The following is a 21,588-nucleotide window of genomic DNA, read 5'->3' on the forward strand; positions in this document are numbered from 1 at the left end:
CTATTCAATATCTTTTATAAACTCATCGTATTCTGCGTAAAATAGCTCTAAAGCATTCATTTTTTCATTATAAAAATCAAAAATTTCATCCCAATAGTTTCTGTTACTAACACTTACGCCTAATTTTTCAACCCAAATTCGGCTGATAGTTTTGCCGTTTTCAAGATTAAATTCTTTTTCGAAAACTAAATTTTTAATAAATTCTTCCTCCAAAATATTTTTCAGCGCTTCTAATTTTTCATAATAAGCTACTCTTTTAATGTCATTTCGAGGCTCAATGTCAATGAGTACTTGGGCTTTTTTATTATCCACATAAAATTTAAAAGAGAAATCTTTGATTTTGGTATCGTATAACAACCATTTTCGCGGATATTTTTCGGCAAATGCAATCCAGAATTCTCGTTTTAATCGTTGTGTTTCTTCTTTGCTGTACATTATAGATGCTTTTGAGTTGTAGAAAGTTTGTGCAAGTGCAATTTCTAAACTATATTTATGAACTGTTTTGTATGCAAAAATAGACTTTGATTATGGATTTCCAAGAATTTTTAGAACATGTTCCTAAAATAATTGCCGCAAAGCTCCCTGCTTTTGATGCGCATATTAAAATGGCGCCTTTGGAGCGGATAGAAAGCTTGAAAAATAGTAATCTGGACAATAAAACACCCAAATTAGCGGCTGTAATGATGTTGTTTTATCCAAAAGGCAATAAGACACATTTAGTCTTAATTGTTCGAAATTCGTATCAAGGAGTACATTCTGCACAAATTGCATTTCCCGGTGGAAAACACGAATTAGAAGATGAGAATTTTGAAATCACCGCGCTACGTGAAACTCACGAAGAAATAGGTATTTCACCCGAACGAATTGAGATTGTAAAAGCATTTACACAATTATACATTCCGCCCAGTAATTTTATGGTTCATCCTTTTTTGGGGATTTGTCGAGAAGAAATCACTTTCATACCCGAACCTTCGGAAGTAGCTGGTATAATTGAATTGCCGTTGTCTGTTTTCTTAGATGAAACAATTATTGTCCAGACCAAATTATCTACATCTTATGCTGAGAATATCAGTATTCCTGCTTTTGAAATCGAAAAACATATTGTTTGGGGTGCTACTGCAATGATTTTGAGTGAATTGAAAGTAGTTCTGAAAACCGTTTTAGAACAAGAAGTCTGATGTTAAATCAAGGTTAAAAAATTGTAAATTGCATAAAGAATAAATTTCGTAAGTTTGTTCGTCAAATATGAAATACACACAGTTTTATGGGATTATTCAAGAGAAATCCTTTTGGTCACATACTATTTATAAAGAAATGGCTCATCCGAATTTTTGGAGGCATTACCCATAGACGATATCGTGGTTTTAATGAATTGCAAATTGAAGGTTCTGAAATTATTAGAACTTTACCGGATAGAAACGTACTTTTTATCTCCAATCATCAAACTTATTTTGCTGATGTTGTAGCTATGTTTCACGTTTTTAATGCCAGTTTAAGTGGAAGAGAAGATACCATCAAAAACGTATGTTATTTGTGGCAACCTAAAATGAATATTTATTATGTTGCTGCCAAAGAAACAATGCAGGCTGGCTTGTTGCCTCGAATTTTAGCTTATGTTGGAGCCATTACCGTAGAGCGAACCTGGCGCGCAAAAGGGGTAGATGTAACCGAAAAACGCGATGTAAATCCAAACGACACCGAAAATATAAAAATAGCTTTGGCCGATGGCTGGGTTATTACTTTTCCACAAGGAACTACAAAATCGTTTAAACCCGTTCGAAAAGGAACTGCACATATTATCAAACAACACAGACCAATAGTAATTCCTATCGTAATTGATGGATTCCGCCGCTCATTTGACAAAAAAGGGTTACGCATGAAAAAGAAAGGAATTCTTCAATCTTTTATCATAAAAGAACCTTTAGATATTGATTATGATAACGATACTATTGACCAGATTGTTGAAAAAGTAGAATATGCCATCGAGCAACATCCTTCATTTTTAAAAGTAATTCCGGCTGAACTCATCAAAGAACAAGAGGAATTAAACATAACACGTCAATGGGAATATTAATTCTTGGCTAAAGATCTATCTTTTTTAATTCCTTGTAATTAGTGTATAATCGTCGCAATAAGATGCCGTATAATAATCGGTAAAACAACCAGAATATTCCAAAAAATACCAAGATAGTTAAGAATAAAACACCAAAAGTAATTGCCATAACGGTCCCGTTTTCGGCAATTTTGCTTTTCAAAGCGATTGTTTCAGGATTGTAGGCAAAAGCAATTACAAAACCCACAATTAAGCCCAACACAATCATAGCCAGATTATATCCTACATAACATTGAACGGTTTTTCGGGTTTTCAGGATGTCTTTCATCAACTGTTTTGTAGATGAAGTCGTTGTTATAGCAATATAGTTTTTATAAAATAAATAGATAAAAATAAATATAACCAGATAACTGAAAACATTTAATATTTTGAAATAAAATATCAATTCGTCGTGTTTCAGTTTCTTAAAATAATCATCAGTATTAAAAGCAACACTAATCAATGTCCATAACGAAAGCTCCAAAACGCTAATAATCAAAATCCACTTCACAATCGAAGATGATTTTTTATGAATCATTTTGTAAATTTCTGTTTCCGATACCTGTTCAAAAGAATTTTGATTCTTTTGCCAGTCTTTTTTCAATAAATCCAGCTCTTTCATGTTCCTAATGGATTTAATATTTTTTTTAATTTCCCCTTAATTCGATTCATTTTCACTCTTGCATTTACTTCACTAATTCCTAAAGTTTCTGCAATTTCCTGATAATCTTTGTCTTCAAGATACATGAAAATCAATGCTTTTTCAATGTCATTCAGCTGATAAACTGCTTGGTACATTAATTTTAATTGCTCCTCTTCCTCGTAATTATAATCAATATCAGATGTAAAATGTTGTCTTCCTTCAAACTCAATCGTAGCAATTGTGCGCTTACTTTTTCGATACAAAGTAATGGCTGTATTCAACGCGACTCGATACGCCCATGTCGAAAATTTGCTGTCTCCCCGAAACTTCGGAAACGCTTTCCACAACTGAATCGTAATTTCCTGAAACAAATCCTTATGCGCATCCTCACCATTCGTATACAACCTACAAATTTTGTGGATTATATTCTGATTGGCCTGCAATTGCTGCACAAAAGAATGTTCTAGATTTTGACTCATATATGCGTTAGTAAGCTAAAAATGGATTTTGTTACAATAATTTATTCTTTTCAGAAGTACAAAAAATTATAATTTATAAAACGAGTTGTCCTGCTTTCTGTTTCAAACGAAGTTTACGGAACTCCTGCAAAAGCTACAACTCTTTTCCTTTATAATAATTCACCATCAAATTCACATATTTACTGTAACTGTCCATGCCTTCTTTTTGTTGATTTAATTTCAAGAAATTATCATAAAAAGCATGAAAACCAGTTTCAATTGGCGTTTCATATTCTTTCCAGAAATCCTCACTTTCCTGAAAGTTTTTTAGAATTCCGGGATGAATAGTTTGCAGTAATTCATGAAATTTCTTCTCATCACGAACGTGCCAATTCCCCAAGCAATACCGTAAGGCCAAACTATAACCCGAATATTGAACGTATAAATCATCATTTTTTACAGAGGCCAAAAAACCAATGAAGTTACATTCGCTTTCGCTGGCATAGCCCATCTGATGCGCCATTTCGTGATTTGTAGTCATAGGAAAACTGTACATTGGTCCTAGATAATTTACCTGAGCCTCATTGGTAAACGGATTCAAATAACCTCCAAAACCCATGTAGGTTAACGGTAAACTGAACAATGATTTTTTGACGCTTAAATGCGAATAGTTGAAAAAGTCATATTCAGCAGAAAGGTTTTTATAACCCTTTAAATTCATATCAAAAACTTCCTTTTTAGAATAAGGAAAAACCACTTTTAAACTGTCATTTTTTGTGATTTGATTTTGTATGGCATTCGTTTTTGCAATTAGTTTTTTGGTGAAAACCAGTAAATCAGCATCAGAATATTCCCTTTGAATACTCATTTTTTCAAAAAGAGGTTCACGGTAATAATTAAACGCCCAAAAAAGGTGAAACAAAAAATAGAATACTGATATGATACTTAAAAACTGTAGTAAGTGATTTTTCCAATTTAGTTTCCATGATTTTCGGTTGTTCCAAAACCATTTTAAAATTAAAAAAATAAGAACTGCATAAATACAATCCCCAACAGAAAATGGAATTTTACCTAAAGTAATTCTTGAAAATTTTGCTAATAGCAGATACAAACCATTACTGTAAAAACGTTCCACAAATTCAGGAAAAAAAGCAACTATTTTTAGGATTACGATTTGAATCAAAAGAAATGAAGGAAGAATGTACTTGCGTTTCACAGTATAAAATTTGAATGCGTAAATATAATTACAATATCAATTAGTATCGAAAAAGAATTTAAACTTTGTAACTTTGGACTTTAAAAATGTTAAACTTCAAACAAAAATAAATGAGCCAAGAAATAAGAAATCTGGAACCGAAAGCGCTTTGGAATAAGTTTGCCGATTTAAACGCTGTGCCGCGTCCTTCAAAAAAAGAAGATCGTGTTATTGAGTTTATGAAGAATTTTGGAAACAGTCTGGGATTAGAAACTTTTGAAGATGAAATCAGAAATGTAATCATTCGCAAACCTGCAACTCCAGGAATGGAAAACCGAAAAGCATTAGTTTTACAAGGGCATTTAGATATGGTGCATCAAAAAAATGCGGACACTGTTTTTGATTTCGATACACAAGGAATCGATATGTTTGTAGATGGAGATTGGGTACGTGCCCGCGGAACCACACTTGGAGCAGATAATGGTCTTGGAGTTGCTACTATTATGGCAATCCTTGAAAGTACAACGATTCCGCATCCTGCAATTGAAGCGTTGTTTACCATTGATGAAGAAACAGGAATGACAGGTGCTTTGAACTTAAAAGGAGGAATCCTACAAGGACAAATTTTATTGAATTTAGACACCGAAGAAGATGATGAAATTGACATTGGCTGTGCCGGAGGAATTGATGTTACGGCAACTGCAGAGTACGACGAAGAGGATGCTCCTGAGGGTTCAACCACCTACACAATTACTGTAAAAGGATTGCAAGGTGGGCATTCCGGAATGGATATTCACAAAGGTTTAGGGAACGCTAATAAAATCATGAATCGTTTATTATTTGATGGTTTTGATAATTTTGGATTGCAGATTGCCACTATAAATGGCGGAAGTTTGCGTAATGCGATTCCAAGAGAAAGTGTTGCTAAAGTGATAATTGCAGAAGTATATGACGAAGCTTTTGTATTTGACATGCAACAAATCGTAAATGAAATTAAAACTGAGTTTAAAACTACAGAACCTAATTTAGAAGTTGTTTTCGAAAAATTAAAAACGATTCCGGCGAAAGTGATGCCTTCAATCGCACAGTTTTATTTTGTTAGAGCGATGTATACTGCTCATAACGGTGTGTACAGAATGAGTGCAGATTTTGATAATTTAGTCGAAACTTCTAACAATATTGCTAAAGTGGTAGTGGGAGAAGGGCAGCTTTCGGTTCAGTGTTTAACCCGTTCTTCGGTTGAAACCTCAAAATTTGATTTGGCTAATGCTTTGCGTTCTGCTTTTGAATTAATGGGCTGTGAAGTTGAATTTTCTGGTTCTTATCCGGGTTGGACACCCAATTCAAAGTCAGAGATTTTAGACGTTTTAGTTGGTATTTACGAAAAGCAAAATCATGAAAAACCAAAGGTAGTGGCTTGTCACGCAGGATTAGAATGTGGAATTCTGGGGACAAATTATCCAGATATGGATATGATTTCTTTTGGACCAACGATTCACGGAGCGCATTCACCAGATGAAAGAGCAAGTATTTCATCTGCTCAGAAATTCTGGAAATTCGTATTGGAAATTTTAGCCAATATTCCGGTGAAATAGTATTCAGTTATTAAAAAAAAAGTGGTCAGTTATGTTACTGGCCACTTTTTTTTAGTCCCTTTTCGGACTGTTTTTCTTTTCTCTTTTTTCTTCTTTCTTTTCTTTCGCTGTTTTTAGCGGCTCTTTTTTGACGGTCTTTTTAGCGTCTTGACTTTTTGCCATGATTTTATATTTTAAGTGTTATTCTTTAATTATTTATTTAAGTAAATGTAAATGATTTCTTGACGAAAATGACTTTTTTAGCCAATAAAAAATCCCCAAATACTTTTACGAAAAGGGGATATTTTTTTGATTTTTCGGCTAAGCCTATTTTTTCTTTAAGATTTTATATTCTTCATAACAGCCACTTATAGCATCCATAATTTGCAAATCATTTGCGGATTGGATGAAAGCTTCAGAATAATTACAACGCTGTAATATCTCGGCTATTTCTTTCACATCAACACCTAATAATACGGCAATAGTTTCTCGATCAAATTTAGATTCCAAAAGATTTCGTACGGTATCGTCTTTCTTCATTTCCTTTAGCTTTTTGAGCTCTTTTGGGTTGTTTCCAAAGAAATTATAAAGCATATCAGCGGGGTTAAATATAGAGCCTAAAACTCTGCCAAATGCATTTGGTGAATATTCTCCAGCTTCGTATCCTTCTGTCAGTCCAGAAATACTGTAACGATAATTTTCTTTTGTTGGAATTAACTTAGTATCAATTTCAAGATAACCGGTTAAATTAAAAGGTCTTATGATAACTTCCTCGAGTGCAATTGCTTTTTCGGTAAGATGAATTCGAGTTGTTTTATTTTTTATCCAGTCATTTGTGACTCTGACTCTTAAGGATTGAAATCCTAAAATGGTAAAGTGTAAAGTGTCGTTTGGTTGTACATTGATTTCAAAATACCCATTGGCATCTGAAGTGGCGCCTCTTACTTTATTGATATTGATAATATTTACACTAGATAAAGGGAGATTGGTGTTATCATTGACAATAATACCGGAAACTTTTTGGGAAGGTTCTGCCTCTTGTGCTACAGCTGTTGCTGAAAGTATTAAAAAAAAGAAAACTACAAAATATTTCATAAGCTAATTTAAAACTTTAAAAGTAATAAATCAGGATTAAATATTTTGTAGTTTCAGTATTATTATAAGAAAATTAACAAAAGATGTTAGTCTCTTCTTGGTCTTCTTGGTCTTGGTGCATCACCAAAGCTTTCTGAACGTCTTGGGGCTCTTTCAGATGAACCTTCAGTTCTTGGTCTGTCAGATGTAAAACCACCTTCTCTTCTTGGAGCAGATCCTCTGTCGCTTCTGAAACCACCTTCTCTTGGAGCTGAATTTCTATCACTTCTAAAACCGCCTGAACCCTCTCTTCTTGGAGCAAAATTTCCTTCTCTTCTTGGAGCAGAACTTCTTCCACCTCCAAAACTTCCACCAGAACTTCTTCCGTTATGATCACGTCTTCCGCCACCGTCATTTTTAGAAATTTCAACATTGATACGACGTCCTTCTAATTGTACGTTGTTCAATATTTCCATTACTTTATCGGTATGTTCAGGGTCTGTGTTGAAGAAAGAGAAACCTTCTTTTACGTCTACTTTGAAAACGTCATCACGACCTAAGTCTAATGTTTCTTTCAAGTAATCTTTCAATGACATCCAGTCGAAGTTGTCTCTTGAACCAATGTTTACAAAATATCTTGTAGCACCGCCATTGTTGTTTTCTCTTGGAGCACCATCTCTATCGTCACGGTCACGTCTTTCAGAACCTGAAGATTGAGAAGAGATATCTCTTGTTTTTTTGTAGTAATTGATAAAACGATTAAATTCTACCGATACCATTTTCTTGATTAATTCTTCTTTAGATAAACCTTCAAGTACACTATTGATTGCTGGAAGATAATTGTCAATTTCATGATCAACTTCAGTATCCTTAATTTTATTAGCTAAGTGTAATAATTGGATTTCGCAGATTTCAATTCCAGAAGGGATTGTTTTTTCTTCGAATTTTTGTTTGATAATTCTTTCTATTGAAGAAATTTTACGGATTTCGCTTTTAGTAACGATAACAATAGAAGTTCCTAATTTACCGGCACGACCTGTACGACCAGAACGGTGATTGTACGTTTCGATTTCGTCAGGAAGTTGATAGTTTACTACGTGAGTAATATTATCAACGTCAATTCCACGAGCAGCAACATCAGTAGCTACAAGCATTTGGATTTGGCGACCTCTAAAAGATTTCATAACACCATCACGTTGTGCTTGAGATAAATCTCCGTGCAAAGCGGCAGCGCTGTATCCATCTTCAATTAATTTTTCAGCTACAGCTTGTGTGTCTCTTTTGGTACGACAGAAAACTACTGAGAAAATGTCTGGATTTGCATCTGCTAAACGTTTCAAAGCTTCGTAACGGTCACGTGCATTTACAAGGTAAAATTCGTGAGAAACCGTTGCGGAACCTGAATTTTTAGCTCCAACTGTAATTTCAATTGGGTCTTTCATGAATTGTTTTCCAATTCGTGCAACCTCTGCTGGCATCGTAGCCGAGAATAACCATGTGTTTTTTTCGTCTGGCGTTGTAGAAAGGATGTTCACGATATCTTCGTAGAACCCCATGTTCAACATTTCGTCAGCTTCGTCAAGAATACAAAAACTAATTTGAGAAATGTTTACCAAGCCTCTATTAATCATGTCTTGCATTCTTCCTGGAGTTGCTACAATAATTTGTGCGCCTCTCTTTATGTCTCTCGCTTGTTCTGTAATGCTAGCTCCACCGTAAACTGCTACCACATTAATACCTTTTTCGTATTTAGAGTAGTTTTTAATTTCGTTGGTAATCTGCAAACAAAGTTCACGTGTTGGAGATAAAATTAATGCTTGTGTATTCCTGTTGTTGGCATCAATTTTCTGGATAACTGGAAAACCAAATGCTGCCGTTTTCCCTGTCCCTGTCTGAGCCAACGCAACCATATCTGTGTCTTTTTCCAATAATAGGGGAATCGCTTTCTCCTGTACTTCGGTCGGATTCTCAAATCCTAGATCTAAAATCGCCTTCAGTAACGATTCACTCAATCCTAATTGTTCAAATTTATTCATATGTATTTTTAAAATAGGGTGCAAAATTACTGTTTATAATCCATATAAACTAATGCTATTTTAAGATTTAATATTTTATTATAATTTGATTATCAGAAAGTTAGATTTATTATTTATGGATTTAGATTTTAAGTTTAAAGATTTGATGTGAAATTACGGCTCGAAATACCTTATTTTGTTATAAAAATGTTGTAACTCAAACAATTATTTTTTCTTTTTCAAAAAAGAAATTAGTAGTTGTGTTGCTTTTCCTCTGTGACCAATTTTATTTTTCATTTCTAATAGCAATTGTGCAAAGGTTTCTGAAAATCCTTCTGGTTGAAAAATGGGGTCATAACCAAATCCTTGATTTCCTGTTTTTTTCAATGTGATTTCACCTCTTACAATTCCAGTAAAAAGTTCTTGTTCGCCATTCAGATTTAAAGCAATTACTGTTTTGAATTGTGCTTTTCTATTGGTTTTATTTGATAAAGCATCTAATAATTTGCTCATATTATCATCAGCATTGCGTTGTTCTCCTGCATAACGAGCGGAAAATACGCCAGGTTCACCATCTAAGGAATCTACTTCCAGTCCGGTATCATCAGCAAAGCAATCAAATCCATACTTTTGGGTCACATAATTGGCTTTCAATATGGCGTTTCCTTCAATAGTATCGGCTGTTTCCGGAATATCTTCGATGCAACCAATATCTTCTAAACTCAAAATTTTGATGCTTTCCGGCAACATACTTTGTATTTCCAGAATTTTATTTTTGTTATTGGAAGCGAAAACGAGTTGCATTTTTTGAATTTTGAATTAGACTTTTCAAAAATACATTTTTTTTGTCTATTTCGCAGCAATATAACAAAGACCCGCCGAGTCGCGTGTTATATAGAGAATTGTATGGTTCATCTTTAATATATGAAATCAATGCGTTAATAATTAGTTAAACTATTGTTTATCAGTATTTTGAATATATTTAAATTGTATCTTTGAGTGTGGTTTTGATTCATCAATTGGATTTCAATATCTGCAAAGAGAGGAATATTCAAATAGTCAATTTTATCGAAAGGTAGCGTTGATAATGGTAAATCAGAATTAACAATTGGAGGCCTGTAATAAGGCCTCCTTTTTTTGTTTTATTTTTAAGATGTAGTGCTATAATTGAATTAGGATATTAAAAATCAATGTGTTAATAATTGGTTAAACTATTGTTTATCAGTATTTTGAATATGATTTTATCGTATCTTTGAGTGTGGTTTTGATTCATCAATTGGATTTCAATATCTGCAAAGAGAGGAATATTCAAATAGTCAATTTTATCGAAAGGTAGCGTTGATAATGGTAAATCAGAATTAACAATTGGAGGCTTTTAAAAAGGCCTCCTTTTTTTGTTTTATCCAGAAGTATTGATTTTATAAGATGATTTAATTGCTGAAAATTAATTTATTAATAATTAGTTAAATATCTGTTTATTAAGTAATTATGTTTGTTTAAATTGTATCTTTGAGTGTGGTTTTGATTAATTACTTGAGTTTGTCGGTCTTGTCAGTAAGACATGGCAGTTCAATAGTCAGCTATACAATTAAAAGTATCAGTTTGATAATGGTAAATCAGAATCAACAACTGGAGGACTATAAAGGTCCTCCTTTTTTGTTTTTATTTCAGAAAGAACTAATTCTTTTGGATTTTAGCTGTAACGCAATCTTACATAAACATGTTTGATTCCTTTTTTATCAGAATCTCTTTCGTCTATTTCAAGAAAGTCAGTTAGCGATTTAAGCATTGGAGTTAGTTTATTGAAACCATAATTTCTTGGATCAAATTCCGGTTTTTTCTTAACGATTAGGTTTCCTACATCGCCTAAGAACGCCCAGCCGCTATCGTCACCAATATCTTCTATGGTGGCTTCGATAAGTTCAATGGTTTGTAAATCTATTTTACTGAGTGATTTTTCAATCGGTTTTTCAACTGGTTTTTTAGTATCTGCGGAACGTTTTGGTAGTTTTTTCTTTATGGCTCCATCTAATACTTCAATGTAAATGAATCGGTCGCAGGCTACTATGAATGAATTTGGGGTTTTCTTTTCGCCAATTCCAATTACTTTCATGCCGGATTCCCGCAAGCGAATGGCGAGTCGTGTAAAATCAGAATCGCTGGAAACAATGCAGAATCCATCAACTTTGTCCGAATATAATAAATCCATGGCATCAATAATCATGGCTGAATCCGAAGAGTTTTTCCCTACGGTGTAGCTGTATTGCTGAATTGGGGTTATGGCATGTTCTAATAAAACGGATTTCCATCCATTGGCATTTGGTTTTGTCCAATCGGCATAAATACGTTTGGTGGTTGGTGTTCCAAATTTGGCAATTTCTTCCATCATTCCTTTGACGTTGCTATATGGAACGTTGTCGGCATCAATAAGGACGGCAAGTTTTAATTCTTTGGTATCTTGTGACATATAAATAGTGTTCAGTAATCAAATGTACAAAGTTTCTTGATAAAACAACTGCCTAGCCCTGATAGAAATGGAAATCCTTTTTTTGAGAAAAGCTATTTTTTCCTGACTTTGCGGAACGACCAACGGAAGTTCCTGCAAAGTCTTGGAAAAAAAGATTTTATGAAAAAAGATTGCAATGAAGAGCAGGAAATAGCTATTGAAAATAAATTTGCTTTCAAGACTATAATAAATTATAAATAATTATTTTTGCAACTTCTTAAAAAATATAATACTTCAATATATTATGGTAAAAGATTTATTCGAAAGAATTCAAAACAATAAAGGACCATTAGGAAAATGGGCTTCACAAGCGGAAGGTTATTTTGTATTTCCAAAATTAGAAGGCGAACTTGGGCCAAGAATGCAGTTTCAGGGTAAAGATATTTTGAACTGGAGTTTGAATGATTATTTAGGTCTTGCTAACCATCCGGAAGTGCGTAAAGCGGATACGGATGCAGCGATTCAATATGGAGCGGCTTACCCGATGGGAGCGCGAATGATGAGTGGTCATACTAAATATCATGAGCAATTAGAGAATGAATTAGCTGCTTTTGTAATGAAAGAATCAGCTTATTTATTGAATTTTGGATACCAAGGAATGGTGTCTATTATTGATGCTTTGGTTACGAGAAATGATGTTATCGTTTATGATGTTGATGCGCATGCGTGTATTATTGACGGGGTTCGTTTGCATAGCGGAAAACGTTTTACTTACAAGCATAACGATATTGAGAGCATGGAGAAAAACCTGCAACGTGCTACAAAATTAGCGACTGAGCAAGGTGGAGGAATCTTGTTTATTACCGAAGGTGTTTTTGGTATGCGCGGACAACAAGGGAAGTTGAAAGAGATTGTAGAAATGAAAAAGAAATACAATTTCCGTCTATTGGTTGATGATGCGCATGGTTTTGGTACACTAGGGAAAACGGGTGCCGGAGCAGGCGAGGAGCAAGGAGTTCAGGATGATATAGATGTTTACTTTTCGACTTTTGCAAAATCGATGGCTAATATTGGTGCTTTTGTGGCTGCCGATAAAGAAATAATCGACTACTTAAAATACAATTTGCGTTCGCAAATGTTTGCCAAAGCGTTGCCAATGATTCAAACTATTGGTTCATTGAAACGATTGGAATTATTAAGAAACTCCTCTGAAATTAAAGATAAACTTTGGGTAAATGTAAACGCATTACAAAGTGGATTGAAATCAAGAAATTTTAATATTGGTGATACCAATACTTGTATTACACCTGTTTATTTAGAAGGAAGTGTGCCGGAAGCAATGGTTATGGTGAATGATTTGAGAGAGAATTACGGAATTTTCTTGTCGATTGTAATTTATCCGGTGATACCAAAAGGGATAATTTTATTGCGTATGATTCCAACAACGTCACATACAATTGCCGATATTGATGAAACACTTACTGCTTTTGAAGCGATTCGTGAAAAATTAGAAAACGGAACATATAAAGAAATTGCAAGCAGAACAACTGTAGATTTAGACGCTTAGTTCAGGTCACAGATATTATAAAATAAAAAATCCATTCGTAATGAATGGATTTTTTTTGTTTCATAAAATTTATTGCAATCTATATTACAGTTCTTTTCGGAATGTTTTTCTTCTGCAAATGATTTTTGGGTCGAAGTTTTTCCATAGCAAATGAATGGCGTGATTGTCTGCTAATTCTGGTGTTCGAATACAGTTTTGAATGCCTTTTTCGGTAAAAGTGGTATGGTATTCTTTAAAAATAATCGCATGAACTCCTTTGTTTTGATATTCGGGATGTACTCCAATAAGGTAGAACGTAACATCTTTACTGTTGTTGCGGGCATTCAATAAATGCAGGAATCCAAAAGGGAATAATTTTCCATTGGCTTTTTGTAATGCTTTAGAAAAACTCGGCATTACAATGGCAAAAGCGACTAGATTGTGGTCTTTGTCTTCTACAAATTTGATGTATTCCGGATTGATGAAACTGATGTATTTTTTCTTAAAATATTCTTTTTGAATGTCTGAAATAGCCACAAAAGAAGATAAACTGGCATATGATGCATTAAACAAATCAAACATCTTGTCTACATAAGGCATGACATCTTTGGTCTTCTTGAAATTGAGTGCTTTGAGCTGGTATCGTCTTTTGATTAATTCTTGTGCTTTGTCAAAGAATTCCAGTTTTACATTTTCGAAAGGGAATTTATTTTCTAAGTATTCTTTTTCGGTTACGTATCCTAATTGTTCAAAATGATTGGCGTAATATGGATGGTTGTACCACGTAATCATGGTTCCAATTTCTTCGAAACCTTCGGTCAAAACACCAACTTTATCCAAGTTTGAAAATCCCATTGGACCTTCAACGTGTTCAAGATTGTTTTTTCGACCTAACTCATATACTTTTTCTAAAAGTGCTTTGGTAACTTCTACATCATCAATCACATCAAACCAACCAAAACGAACTTTGTTTTTTTGTTGATTATTTACTTCATCCCAATTGATGATAGCGGCAATTCGACCTACTATTTTATTGGCTTTGAAAGCGACATAAAAATAGGCTTCGGCACTTTGAAAAGCAGGGTTTTTTGTTTTGTCAAAAGTCTCTAATTCATCAGCAATAATTGGAGGAACCCAATATTTATTGTCTTTGTATAAAGAGAAAGGGAATTGTATGAATTTAGTTAATTCTTTTTTAGTTTTAGCTTCTTGTATGGTAATCATTGTTGCTTGTAAGGTTTGTAGGTTTAGCCTCTTTTAATTTTTTTGGCTCTTTTTAATGCTTTTTTTTCTGAATCTCCAGAGTCAATATTCATTCGTACTTCCTGATATTTGGCATCATATCGCCAAGAAAAACCAACCCCGCCATATAAAATGGAAGGTGTATTTTTTAAACTGCTACTTATTGAAGCATCAATTTGCATGTCTTTATTCAGTAAATAAGCTGCGCCGCCACGAACAATTGCATCGCTGTAAAAATCACTTTTAAATCCTTGATTTTCAATAAAACCAGACCATTTATCGTTGAATCCTCGTGTCATTGTTAATACGTAACCATAACTTGGATAGTCGGTTGTGATATAATCGGCTATAATATTGGTCACAAAAACCCATTTTCCGTCGCCTAAATGATTTTGGGTAATCAACATGATTTTTGGAGAAATACTGGCTTCGGGTGAAAAAGAATACGGATTATTTGCTGCCGTAAAATTAGCTCCTGCAAAAACAGAAACAGCAGGAATTAATTGATGCCAGTCAAACTGATGATTGGCTTTCCAGCTGTAAATATTTACCTTTTTTTCGTAGTTTTTAAAAGGGTCGTAAATTAAATATTTTGCGCCCAGAACAGTTTGTTTCAGCGCTGATCTATTGGTAACGTTAAATAGTTGGGTGTATTTTTCATTTTGATATTGTAAATCGGCTATTAATTCTAATTTTTCCATGAAAAGTCCCCATCTTAAAGTGAAGTCTAATCCAAAGCCATTAGCATCATAATTTAAAATTTCATGATTTTGCTTAATACCGTAAATGCCTGTTTCGACTTGAATTACAGATTTTCCTACAGCAAATGCCGACATTGTTTCGCCGGGTCTGTTAGAATTAATTTGGTCAGTATGTTGTCCGTAATGAATAAAAGGAATCAGCAGAATGGCAACAATTAGTACAATTTTGGTTTTAAACATATTATTTTTTGATTTAAAAAAGTAATAACGCATTTCAAATGTACTATATTTTATTATTTATTTAAGAATGATATATTAATTTTGAACGTTTGATTTATTAATTTTGAAAAAAAATATTTGATTATGCAAACAGCGTCTGTTCCTAATTTTATAAGAACCATATTTTATATAATAATGTTCTATTATATTTTTAAATTTTTAGCAAAACTATTCTTGCCGTTATTGGTGAAAAAAGTGGTCGAAAAAGCCGGAGAAAATATGCAGAAACAGCAACAATATGCTCAAGATAATTCTTGGCAAAAATCGGCAGGCAATGATGAAATTATCTACAATAAAGCGAATGCCAAAAATCCGCGCGAGACCAAAAAAGTGGGCGATTATGTTGATTACGAAGAAATAGATTAAATTTGCCGTAAATAGCGCCTTTTTACTTTAATCCAAACCCTTTTAAATTGAAAATAATAAATAAGTTCTACCCACACGCTCTAGCCTTACTTGGTTTTGTTTTTATTTCCCTTCTTTATTTTTATCCAGTACTTCAGGGAAAGCAAATTTTTCAGTCGGATATTGCACAATATACCGGAATGGCAAAGGAGCAAAATGATTTTAGAGCTTCAGATCATGTAGAACCTTATTGGACCGATGCCGCTTTTGGCGGAATGCCAACGTATCAATTGGGCGCAAAATATCCACATGATTATATTGGTAATATTGATGATTCTTTACGGTTTTTACCACGTCCGGCAGATTATTTATTTCTTTATTTCTTAGGTTTTTACGGATTATTATTAGTACTTAAAATAGATCCGCTAAAAGCTTTTTTTGGTGCCATAGCTTTTGGTTTTTCAACCTATTTGATTATAATTTTGGGTGTTGGACATAATGCCAAAGCGCATGCTATAGGCTACATGCCCTTGGTAATTGCCGGATTTATTTTAGTTTTTCAAAAAAAATATGTTTGGGGAGGTTTACTTACGATGTTCGCTGTAGCATTAGAGATTAATGCGAATCACTTTCAAATGACGTATTATTTATTGATTTTCTTGTTGCTGCTTTCCGGTTATTTTATATATCAGGCGTTAAAAGAAAAGGAATATAAATCCGTCTTGACTTCGGTTGGTGTTTTGGCTGTTGCCGGAATTTTTGCCATTGGCGCTAATGCCACAAATTTATTGGCAACTTCAGAATATGCTGCTTTTAGTACTAGAGGAAAAAGTGAATTAACCTTTAATCCCGATGGCTCAAAAAGTACTACAAATAGTGCTATGACCCGTGATTATATTACCGAGTACAGTTACGGAGTTACGGAAAGTTTTAATCTTATTGCGCCAAGACTTTTTGGTGGTTCTAATAATGAAGCGTTAGGGACAGACAGTAAAATGTATGAATTCATGATTAGCCAAGGTGTGCCGGAAGCGCAGGCAACTGATTTTGTTTCGGGAATGCCAACTTATTGGGGCGATCAGCCTATTGTTGCAGCGCCAGCTTATATTGGAGCTGTGGTTTTCTTTTTGGCAATTTTGGCATTGTTTATTGATAAAAGAAAAATTAAATATGTCTTTTTTGCAGGATCAATGGTAGCATTAGTGCTTTCATGGGGTAAAAATTTTGGTGCTTTGACCGACTTTTTTATCGATTATGTTCCAATGTATAATAAGTTTAGAGCTGTTTCTTCGATACAAGTGATTCTTGAATTGTGTTTTCCTGTTTTGGCCATTATGGGATTACAATCTTTCTTTAAATTAGAAAAAGAACAACAATCGAAAGGATTATTGCAAACCAGTGTTTTTAGCGTAGGCGTACTTTTGATATTGTTTGCTTGTAAAAGTATGTTCAGTTTTTCAGGAGGCAGTGACAGTTACTTTTTAGAAAGTTACGGACCAAGTTTTGTAGATGCGCTCAAAGAAGACAGAAAAAGTTTGTACAGTGCTGATTTATTGCGTTCCGGTTTCTTTATTTTGCTTTCATCCGGGATTTTATGGTTGTTTATAAAAAACAAATTCGCTCAAAATACAGCAATCATTTTAGTAGGTATTTTGATGATTTTCGACTTGTTTTTTGTGGATAAAAAATATGTTTCAGGAAAAGATTTCGTGAGCGGAAGAGAAGTAGAAGTACCTTTTCAGGAAACGCCTTCGGATGTTCAAATTCTTAAAGATACGACGCATTACCGTGTTTTTGAAGTCAATGGTAATTTATCAAGTGCCAGAGCTTCGTATTTTCATAAATCGGTTGGCGGATATCATGCGGCTAAACCTAGAAGAATGCAGCAATTGTTTGATTATCAAATTGCCAAAAACAATATGGAAATCCTCAACATGCTCAATGTCAAATATGTGATTCAAACGGATAAAGAAGGAAAAGAATTTCCAACTTCAAACCCGAATGCTAATGGCAATGCTTGGTTTGTAAGTCAGGTTAAAGCAGTAAATTCTGCCGATGAGGAAATGAAAGCGTTGGATAGTTTAGATTCTAAAAATTTAGCCGTTGTCAATACTAAAGATTTTGAAATTAAAAATAGGGCTTTCGCCAAAGACAGTCTGGCTACAATAACATTAGATTCTTATAAACCTAATTATTTGAAATACAGTTCTGATAATGCGAATGAAGGTTTAGCAGTTTTCTCTGAAATGTATTATAAAGAAGGTTGGAATGTTTTTATTGACGGAAAACCAACATCATATATAAGAGCAGATTATGCTTTAAGAGCGTTAGAAATCCCAGCGGGAAAACACACTATTGAGTTCAAGTTTGAACCGCAAGTGGTAAAAACAGGAGGAATGATTACATTATTGAGTTCTATTGGAATGTTCTTGCTATTACTTGCCGGGATTTATTTTGAAAGAAAGGAAAAATAGTTGTAATAAGTTAGTAACCTACTAATACTAAATTACAGAGTCTTCACTATAAAAATAAAAATTGGAACCAGAACCAAAAAAACTGCTCATTATAACCTATTATTGGCCACCAGCCGGAGGACCAGGCGTTCAGCGTTGGTTAAAATTTGTCAAATATTTACCTGATTTTGGTGTTCAGCCGATTGTATATATTCCGGAGAATCCAACGTATCCTATTGTTGACGAAAATTTGGTAAAAGAGATTTCGGAAAAAGCGATTATTCTTAAACAACCCATTTTTGAACCCTATCAATTGGCTTCCTTTTTTTCTAAAAATAAAACTAAAAAAATCAGTTCAGGAATTATTCCCAATCAAAAGAAGCAATCTTTTTTAGACAAACTGTTTCTTTGGATTCGAGGAAATTTGTTCATTCCTGATGCGCGTGTTTTTTGGGTAAAACCATCGGTAACTTATTTAGAAAAATACATTCGGGATAATGCTATTGATACTATTGTTACTTCGGGACCGCCACATAGTTTACATCTTATTGGTTTAGGATTAAAAGAAAAATTAAATCTAAACTGGTTTGCTGATTTTCGGGATCCTTGGACTACGATTGGCTATCATAAATCCCTGCGTTTGTCAGAGTATGCGGCTAATAAACACAAAGCATTAGAACATAAAGTATTGAATACTGCGGATACGATTATTGTAACCAGCAAAACGACTAAAGCCGAATTTCAAGCGATTACTAATAAACCCATAGCGGTAATTACCAATGGGTATGACACCGAAAATGTCGAAAAACAAGTACTAGATTCTAAATTTACTTTGGCGCACATCGGCTCCTTTCTTTCGGAAAGAAATCCTCTTGTTTTATGGGAAAGTTTAGTCGAATTAATGAATGAAATTCCAGATTTTAAATCGCATTTGGAAATCAAATTAATAGGCGCCGTGAGTCAGGAAGTGTTAGAAACTATAACACAATTTGGATTACAACCATATTTGAATAATTTAGGTTATGTTTCGCATCCCGAAGCGATTGCACACCAAAGAAAATCCCAGGTTTTATTGCTTATCGAAATCAATTCAGTAGATACTAAAAGCATTATTCCGGGTAAATTATTTGAATACATGGTCTCCGGAAGACCTATAATTGCTATTGGACCTAAAGATTCTGACTTTGCAGAAATTATAACAACTACCAATACGGGTGTATTCTTTGATTATTCTGAGAAAATGAAACTTAAAAGTGTAATTTTGGACTTTTATAATCAGTTTTTGGAAGGGAAATTACAGTCAAATGCAGTTGGGTTGCAAAAATATTCCAGAAAAAGTCTTACCAAAGAATTAGTACAATTGATTACCAAATCCTAAAACTAAAATTCTCAATCTAAAAAATGGGCATAGTATTAAATCAGTCTTTAAAGAATACAATAATAACTTATTTTGGTTTTGGAATTGGGGCAATTAATACTATTTATTTGTATCCTGTTTTTTTAGGTGCAACTTATTATGCTTTAACGAATTATATCGTTTCGTCGGCTAATGTAATCATGCCTTTATTTGCTATCGGAATGCAAAATACGTTGGTAAAATACTATTCACAATATGAAACCGAGGAGGATCGTTCCCGATTTTTGTCTTTTACAGTTCTATTTCCTTTGTTATTGTGTATTCCTTTGTGCTTAATCGGATTGTTTTTCTTTGATACGATTACCGTTTTCTTATCCAAAGAAAATCCGGTAGTCAAAGATTTTATTTGGCTTATTCCGTTTATCGGTTTGTGTATGGCATATTTCGAAATATTTTATGCTTGGGCACGCGTGCACATGCATTCTGTTTTTGGTAATTTTATTAAAGAAGTTGGGCTGCGATTGCTTTGTCTTTTCGGATTAATCGGAGTGTATTATAAATGGATATCAGTAATTGATTTTGTTTATTTGACGGCTGCTATTTATTTTTTGGCTTTTTTGATTACTATGGCTTATGCTTTTTATATCAAAAGGCCAACATTCCAATTTACGATTCCACACAATGTAAAAAGTATAATGGAGTATTCCTTTTACATCATTTTATCAGGAAGTGTTGCTAACTTATTGTTAGACGGAGATAAAATGATTTTGAATCAATACATGAAAATTGAAAATATAGCTTATTATTCTGTAGCGACTTATATTGCATTAGTAATATCAGTTCCCAGTCGGGCGATGCATCAAATTGTCTATCCAATTACAGCAAAATTAATGCATGAGAACAAACACGATTCCTTAAATGATTTGTATAAAAAGACTTCTATTAATCTTCAAATGGTAGGTGGTTTTGTAATGTTGTGTATTTTTGTAAATATTGACCAGTTGTATGAATTGGTTCCAAAAGAATATAGTGGAGGAATTATGGTTGTTTTTATGATTGGACTTTCTAAATACTTTGATTTGATACTTGGTAATAATAATGCCATAATTTTTAATTCAAAATACTATAGAATGGTATTGTTCTTGGGATTATTGTTAGTCTTTTTAACAGTGGCATTGAACATGCTTTTTATTCCGAGTTACGGTATTATAGGGTCGGCATTTGCTACTTTACTTTCGATAACTATTTACAGTTTGGCTAAATTACTTTTTGTGGTCAAACGAATGCATCTGTATCCATTTACCAACCAGACATTATACTCAATGGGAATTACTTTTGGGCTGTTTTTATTGTTTTATTTCTGGCAGTTTCCTTTTCATCCCATAATTGCTATTGGATTAAAATCGGTTTTGGTGACCATTCTCTACGTTTATATCAACTACAAGTTTGTTATTTCTGTCGAAATAAATGAAGCTTTAGATCAGGTGTATAAAAAAATTAGACGTCAATAAAAGAGGTGCAATTAGTTAAATGGTATGTTTTTTTTGTAATTGCATAAAATAATCCTTCAAAATCGCTTTCGGTATTATTGTCAAGTTCCGTTTATTTAAGTTAAAAATAAAGAATAATTAATTTTTTGACAGGCTATTTTATTTAATATTTAAATCTTCATTTCTTATCCTTTTTTTTAAATTCAATTGTCTTCAAACTTCAATATTTTAAGTAATTTTAAAAAAAAATACTAGAATTGCCCACAAATTTCAGGTTGAAAAAATCACTAAAAGTGGGTATGGTATAAAATTTTGTTTTTTTATATTTTTGTAAATATTTTTTAAGCAATTACAATAAAACCGTGTCTAACGCCCCTAAAGACAAATGTTATGAAAACGAACCTAATATTACAAGAAGAGAATTTTAAAAATTCTATCGCTACAAAAATCAAGAATGGATTCACATTAGTAGAAAAGAATGACAAATTACCTTTCGCTATTTTAACAAAAGAAGAAAAACGTGTAGATCACGGTGTTAATTTTTTAATTTTTTGTATCACTCTTGGAGTTTGGTCTGTTGCCTGGATCTATTTAAGTTATATTTCCAGAGCCAAAAAAATACTAGTAGCTTTGGATGAAGATGGAAATGTTTTTCAAGAAAACTGCTATATTGGATAA

Annotated in this window: 19 protein-coding genes; 9 read left to right on the forward strand and 10 right to left on the reverse strand. The window is 33.4% G+C overall.

The window, feature by feature from the left end; genetic code table 11:
* Positions 1 to 435, reverse strand: a complete 435-nt coding sequence (locus O6P34_RS08640; protein ID WP_269684109.1) for a DUF4268 domain-containing protein — start codon at positions 433 to 435, stop codon at positions 1 to 3.
* A gap of 92 nt (positions 436 to 527) precedes the next feature.
* Between O6P34_RS08640 and O6P34_RS08645 the strand changes: the two genes are divergently transcribed.
* Complete coding sequence (locus O6P34_RS08645) at positions 528 to 1,178, forward strand: NUDIX hydrolase (protein WP_269684110.1); 651 nt, start codon at positions 528 to 530, stop codon at positions 1,176 to 1,178.
* Positions 1,179 to 1,264: 86 nt separating this feature from the next.
* A complete protein-coding gene (locus tag O6P34_RS08650) occupies positions 1,265 to 2,074 on the forward strand; it encodes a lysophospholipid acyltransferase family protein (protein ID WP_269684111.1) in 810 nt (269 codons plus the stop codon).
* A gap of 7 nt (positions 2,075 to 2,081) precedes the next feature.
* Here the strand turns inward: O6P34_RS08650 and O6P34_RS08655 are convergent, their stop codons facing one another.
* The 3 genes from O6P34_RS08655 to O6P34_RS08665 form a co-directional block, all read right to left on the reverse strand.
* The gene (locus tag O6P34_RS08655; protein ID WP_269684112.1) at positions 2,082 to 2,714 is read right to left on the reverse strand and encodes a DUF8845 family protein; all 633 of its coding nucleotides are present in this window, start codon (positions 2,712 to 2,714) and stop codon (positions 2,082 to 2,084) included.
* The gene (locus O6P34_RS08660) at positions 2,711 to 3,214 is read right to left on the reverse strand and encodes an RNA polymerase sigma factor (RefSeq protein ID WP_269684113.1); all 504 of its coding nucleotides are present in this window, start codon (positions 3,212 to 3,214) and stop codon (positions 2,711 to 2,713) included. The genes O6P34_RS08655 and O6P34_RS08660 overlap by 4 nt, the downstream gene beginning before the upstream one ends.
* Before the next feature lie 133 nt (positions 3,215 to 3,347).
* Positions 3,348 to 4,409, reverse strand: coding sequence for a DUF3810 domain-containing protein (locus tag O6P34_RS08665; RefSeq protein ID WP_269684114.1), 1,062 nt, complete (start codon positions 4,407 to 4,409; stop codon positions 3,348 to 3,350).
* 110 nt (positions 4,410 to 4,519) lie between these two features.
* On the opposite strand from O6P34_RS08665, the gene O6P34_RS08670 reads away from it, so the two are divergent.
* Positions 4,520 to 5,983, forward strand: coding sequence for an aminoacyl-histidine dipeptidase (locus O6P34_RS08670; protein ID WP_269684115.1), 1,464 nt, complete (start codon positions 4,520 to 4,522; stop codon positions 5,981 to 5,983).
* Between the two features lie 306 nt (positions 5,984 to 6,289).
* Here the strand turns inward: O6P34_RS08670 and O6P34_RS08675 are convergent, their stop codons facing one another.
* From O6P34_RS08675 to O6P34_RS08690, 4 genes are all read right to left on the reverse strand, one after another.
* Complete coding sequence (locus tag O6P34_RS08675; RefSeq protein WP_269684116.1) at positions 6,290 to 7,057, reverse strand: carboxypeptidase-like regulatory domain-containing protein; 768 nt, start codon at positions 7,055 to 7,057, stop codon at positions 6,290 to 6,292.
* A gap of 86 nt (positions 7,058 to 7,143) precedes the next feature.
* The gene (locus O6P34_RS08680; RefSeq protein WP_269684117.1) at positions 7,144 to 9,072 is read right to left on the reverse strand and encodes a DEAD/DEAH box helicase; all 1,929 of its coding nucleotides are present in this window, start codon (positions 9,070 to 9,072) and stop codon (positions 7,144 to 7,146) included.
* 204 nt (positions 9,073 to 9,276) lie between these two features.
* Positions 9,277 to 9,855, reverse strand: a complete 579-nt coding sequence (locus tag O6P34_RS08685) for a non-canonical purine NTP diphosphatase (protein WP_269684118.1) — start codon at positions 9,853 to 9,855, stop codon at positions 9,277 to 9,279.
* 889 nt (positions 9,856 to 10,744) lie between these two features.
* Positions 10,745 to 11,518: an NYN domain-containing protein gene (locus tag O6P34_RS08690; protein WP_269684119.1), complete on the reverse strand. Its 774-nt coding sequence runs from the start codon at positions 11,516 to 11,518 to the stop codon at positions 10,745 to 10,747.
* A 283-nt stretch (positions 11,519 to 11,801) separates the two neighbouring features.
* On the opposite strand from O6P34_RS08690, the gene capB reads away from it, so the two are divergent.
* Positions 11,802 to 13,064 carry a cysteate-C-fatty acyltransferase gene (gene capB, locus O6P34_RS08695; protein WP_269684120.1) on the forward strand — a complete coding sequence of 421 codons (1,263 nt, stop codon included), beginning with the start codon at positions 11,802 to 11,804 and terminating at the stop codon, positions 13,062 to 13,064.
* A gap of 84 nt (positions 13,065 to 13,148) precedes the next feature.
* Here capB and O6P34_RS08700 read toward each other — a convergent pair whose 3' ends face one another.
* Together O6P34_RS08700 and O6P34_RS08705 are read right to left on the reverse strand one after the other, a co-directional pair.
* Positions 13,149 to 14,267 carry a GTP cyclohydrolase gene (locus tag O6P34_RS08700; protein WP_269684121.1) on the reverse strand — a complete coding sequence of 373 codons (1,119 nt, stop codon included), beginning with the start codon at positions 14,265 to 14,267 and terminating at the stop codon, positions 13,149 to 13,151.
* 23 nt (positions 14,268 to 14,290) lie between these two features.
* On the reverse strand, positions 14,291 to 15,226 hold the full coding sequence (locus tag O6P34_RS08705; protein WP_269684122.1) for a transporter: 936 nt from the start codon (positions 15,224 to 15,226) through the stop codon (positions 14,291 to 14,293).
* Positions 15,227 to 15,349: 123 nt separating this feature from the next.
* On the opposite strand from O6P34_RS08705, the gene O6P34_RS08710 reads away from it, so the two are divergent.
* The 5 genes from O6P34_RS08710 (at position 15,350) to O6P34_RS08730 (ending at position 21,588) form a co-directional block, all read left to right on the forward strand.
* Complete coding sequence (locus O6P34_RS08710) at positions 15,350 to 15,631, forward strand: DUF4834 family protein (protein WP_269684123.1); 282 nt, start codon at positions 15,350 to 15,352, stop codon at positions 15,629 to 15,631.
* 47 nt (positions 15,632 to 15,678) lie between these two features.
* Positions 15,679 to 18,084, forward strand: coding sequence for a YfhO family protein (locus O6P34_RS08715; RefSeq protein WP_269684124.1), 2,406 nt, complete (start codon positions 15,679 to 15,681; stop codon positions 18,082 to 18,084).
* A gap of 61 nt (positions 18,085 to 18,145) precedes the next feature.
* A complete protein-coding gene (locus O6P34_RS08720; RefSeq protein WP_269684125.1) occupies positions 18,146 to 19,441 on the forward strand; it encodes a glycosyltransferase family 4 protein in 1,296 nt (431 codons plus the stop codon).
* A 23-nt stretch (positions 19,442 to 19,464) separates the two neighbouring features.
* On the forward strand, positions 19,465 to 20,931 hold the full coding sequence (locus O6P34_RS08725; protein WP_269684126.1) for an oligosaccharide flippase family protein: 1,467 nt from the start codon (positions 19,465 to 19,467) through the stop codon (positions 20,929 to 20,931).
* Between the two features lie 369 nt (positions 20,932 to 21,300).
* Positions 21,301 to 21,588 (forward strand): hypothetical protein, encoded by a 288-nt coding sequence (locus O6P34_RS08730; RefSeq protein ID WP_269684127.1) that lies wholly within the window; start codon positions 21,301 to 21,303, stop codon positions 21,586 to 21,588.

The organism is Flavobacterium lacustre, assembly GCF_027474525.2.
Lineage (GTDB): Bacteria > Bacteroidota > Bacteroidia > Flavobacteriales > Flavobacteriaceae > Flavobacterium > Flavobacterium lacustre.

Coding starts and splice junctions, on each gene's coding strand:
- capB (WP_269684120.1), top strand. CDS start 11,802: ATGGTAAAAGATTTATTCGAAAGAATTCAAAACAATAAAGGACCATTA.
- O6P34_RS08655 (WP_269684112.1), bottom strand. CDS start 2,714: ATGAAAGAGCTGGATTTATTGAAAAAAGACTGGCAAAAGAATCAAAAT.
- O6P34_RS08690 (WP_269684119.1), bottom strand. CDS start 11,518: ATGTCACAAGATACCAAAGAATTAAAACTTGCCGTCCTTATTGATGCC.
- O6P34_RS08685 (WP_269684118.1), bottom strand. CDS start 9,855: ATGCAACTCGTTTTCGCTTCCAATAACAAAAATAAAATTCTGGAAATA.
- O6P34_RS08725 (WP_269684126.1), top strand. CDS start 19,465: ATGGGCATAGTATTAAATCAGTCTTTAAAGAATACAATAATAACTTAT.
- O6P34_RS08645 (WP_269684110.1), top strand. CDS start 528: ATGGATTTCCAAGAATTTTTAGAACATGTTCCTAAAATAATTGCCGCA.
- O6P34_RS08640 (WP_269684109.1), bottom strand. CDS start 435: ATGTACAGCAAAGAAGAAACACAACGATTAAAACGAGAATTCTGGATT.
- O6P34_RS08670 (WP_269684115.1), top strand. CDS start 4,520: ATGAGCCAAGAAATAAGAAATCTGGAACCGAAAGCGCTTTGGAATAAG.
- O6P34_RS08660 (WP_269684113.1), bottom strand. CDS start 3,214: ATGAGTCAAAATCTAGAACATTCTTTTGTGCAGCAATTGCAGGCCAAT.
- O6P34_RS08675 (WP_269684116.1), bottom strand. CDS start 7,057: ATGAAATATTTTGTAGTTTTCTTTTTTTTAATACTTTCAGCAACAGCT.
- O6P34_RS08705 (WP_269684122.1), bottom strand. CDS start 15,226: ATGTTTAAAACCAAAATTGTACTAATTGTTGCCATTCTGCTGATTCCT.
- O6P34_RS08650 (WP_269684111.1), top strand. CDS start 1,265: ATGGGATTATTCAAGAGAAATCCTTTTGGTCACATACTATTTATAAAG.
- O6P34_RS08730 (WP_269684127.1), top strand. CDS start 21,301: ATGAAAACGAACCTAATATTACAAGAAGAGAATTTTAAAAATTCTATC.
- O6P34_RS08710 (WP_269684123.1), top strand. CDS start 15,350: ATGCAAACAGCGTCTGTTCCTAATTTTATAAGAACCATATTTTATATA.
- O6P34_RS08700 (WP_269684121.1), bottom strand. CDS start 14,267: ATGATTACCATACAAGAAGCTAAAACTAAAAAAGAATTAACTAAATTC.
- O6P34_RS08680 (WP_269684117.1), bottom strand. CDS start 9,072: ATGAATAAATTTGAACAATTAGGATTGAGTGAATCGTTACTGAAGGCG.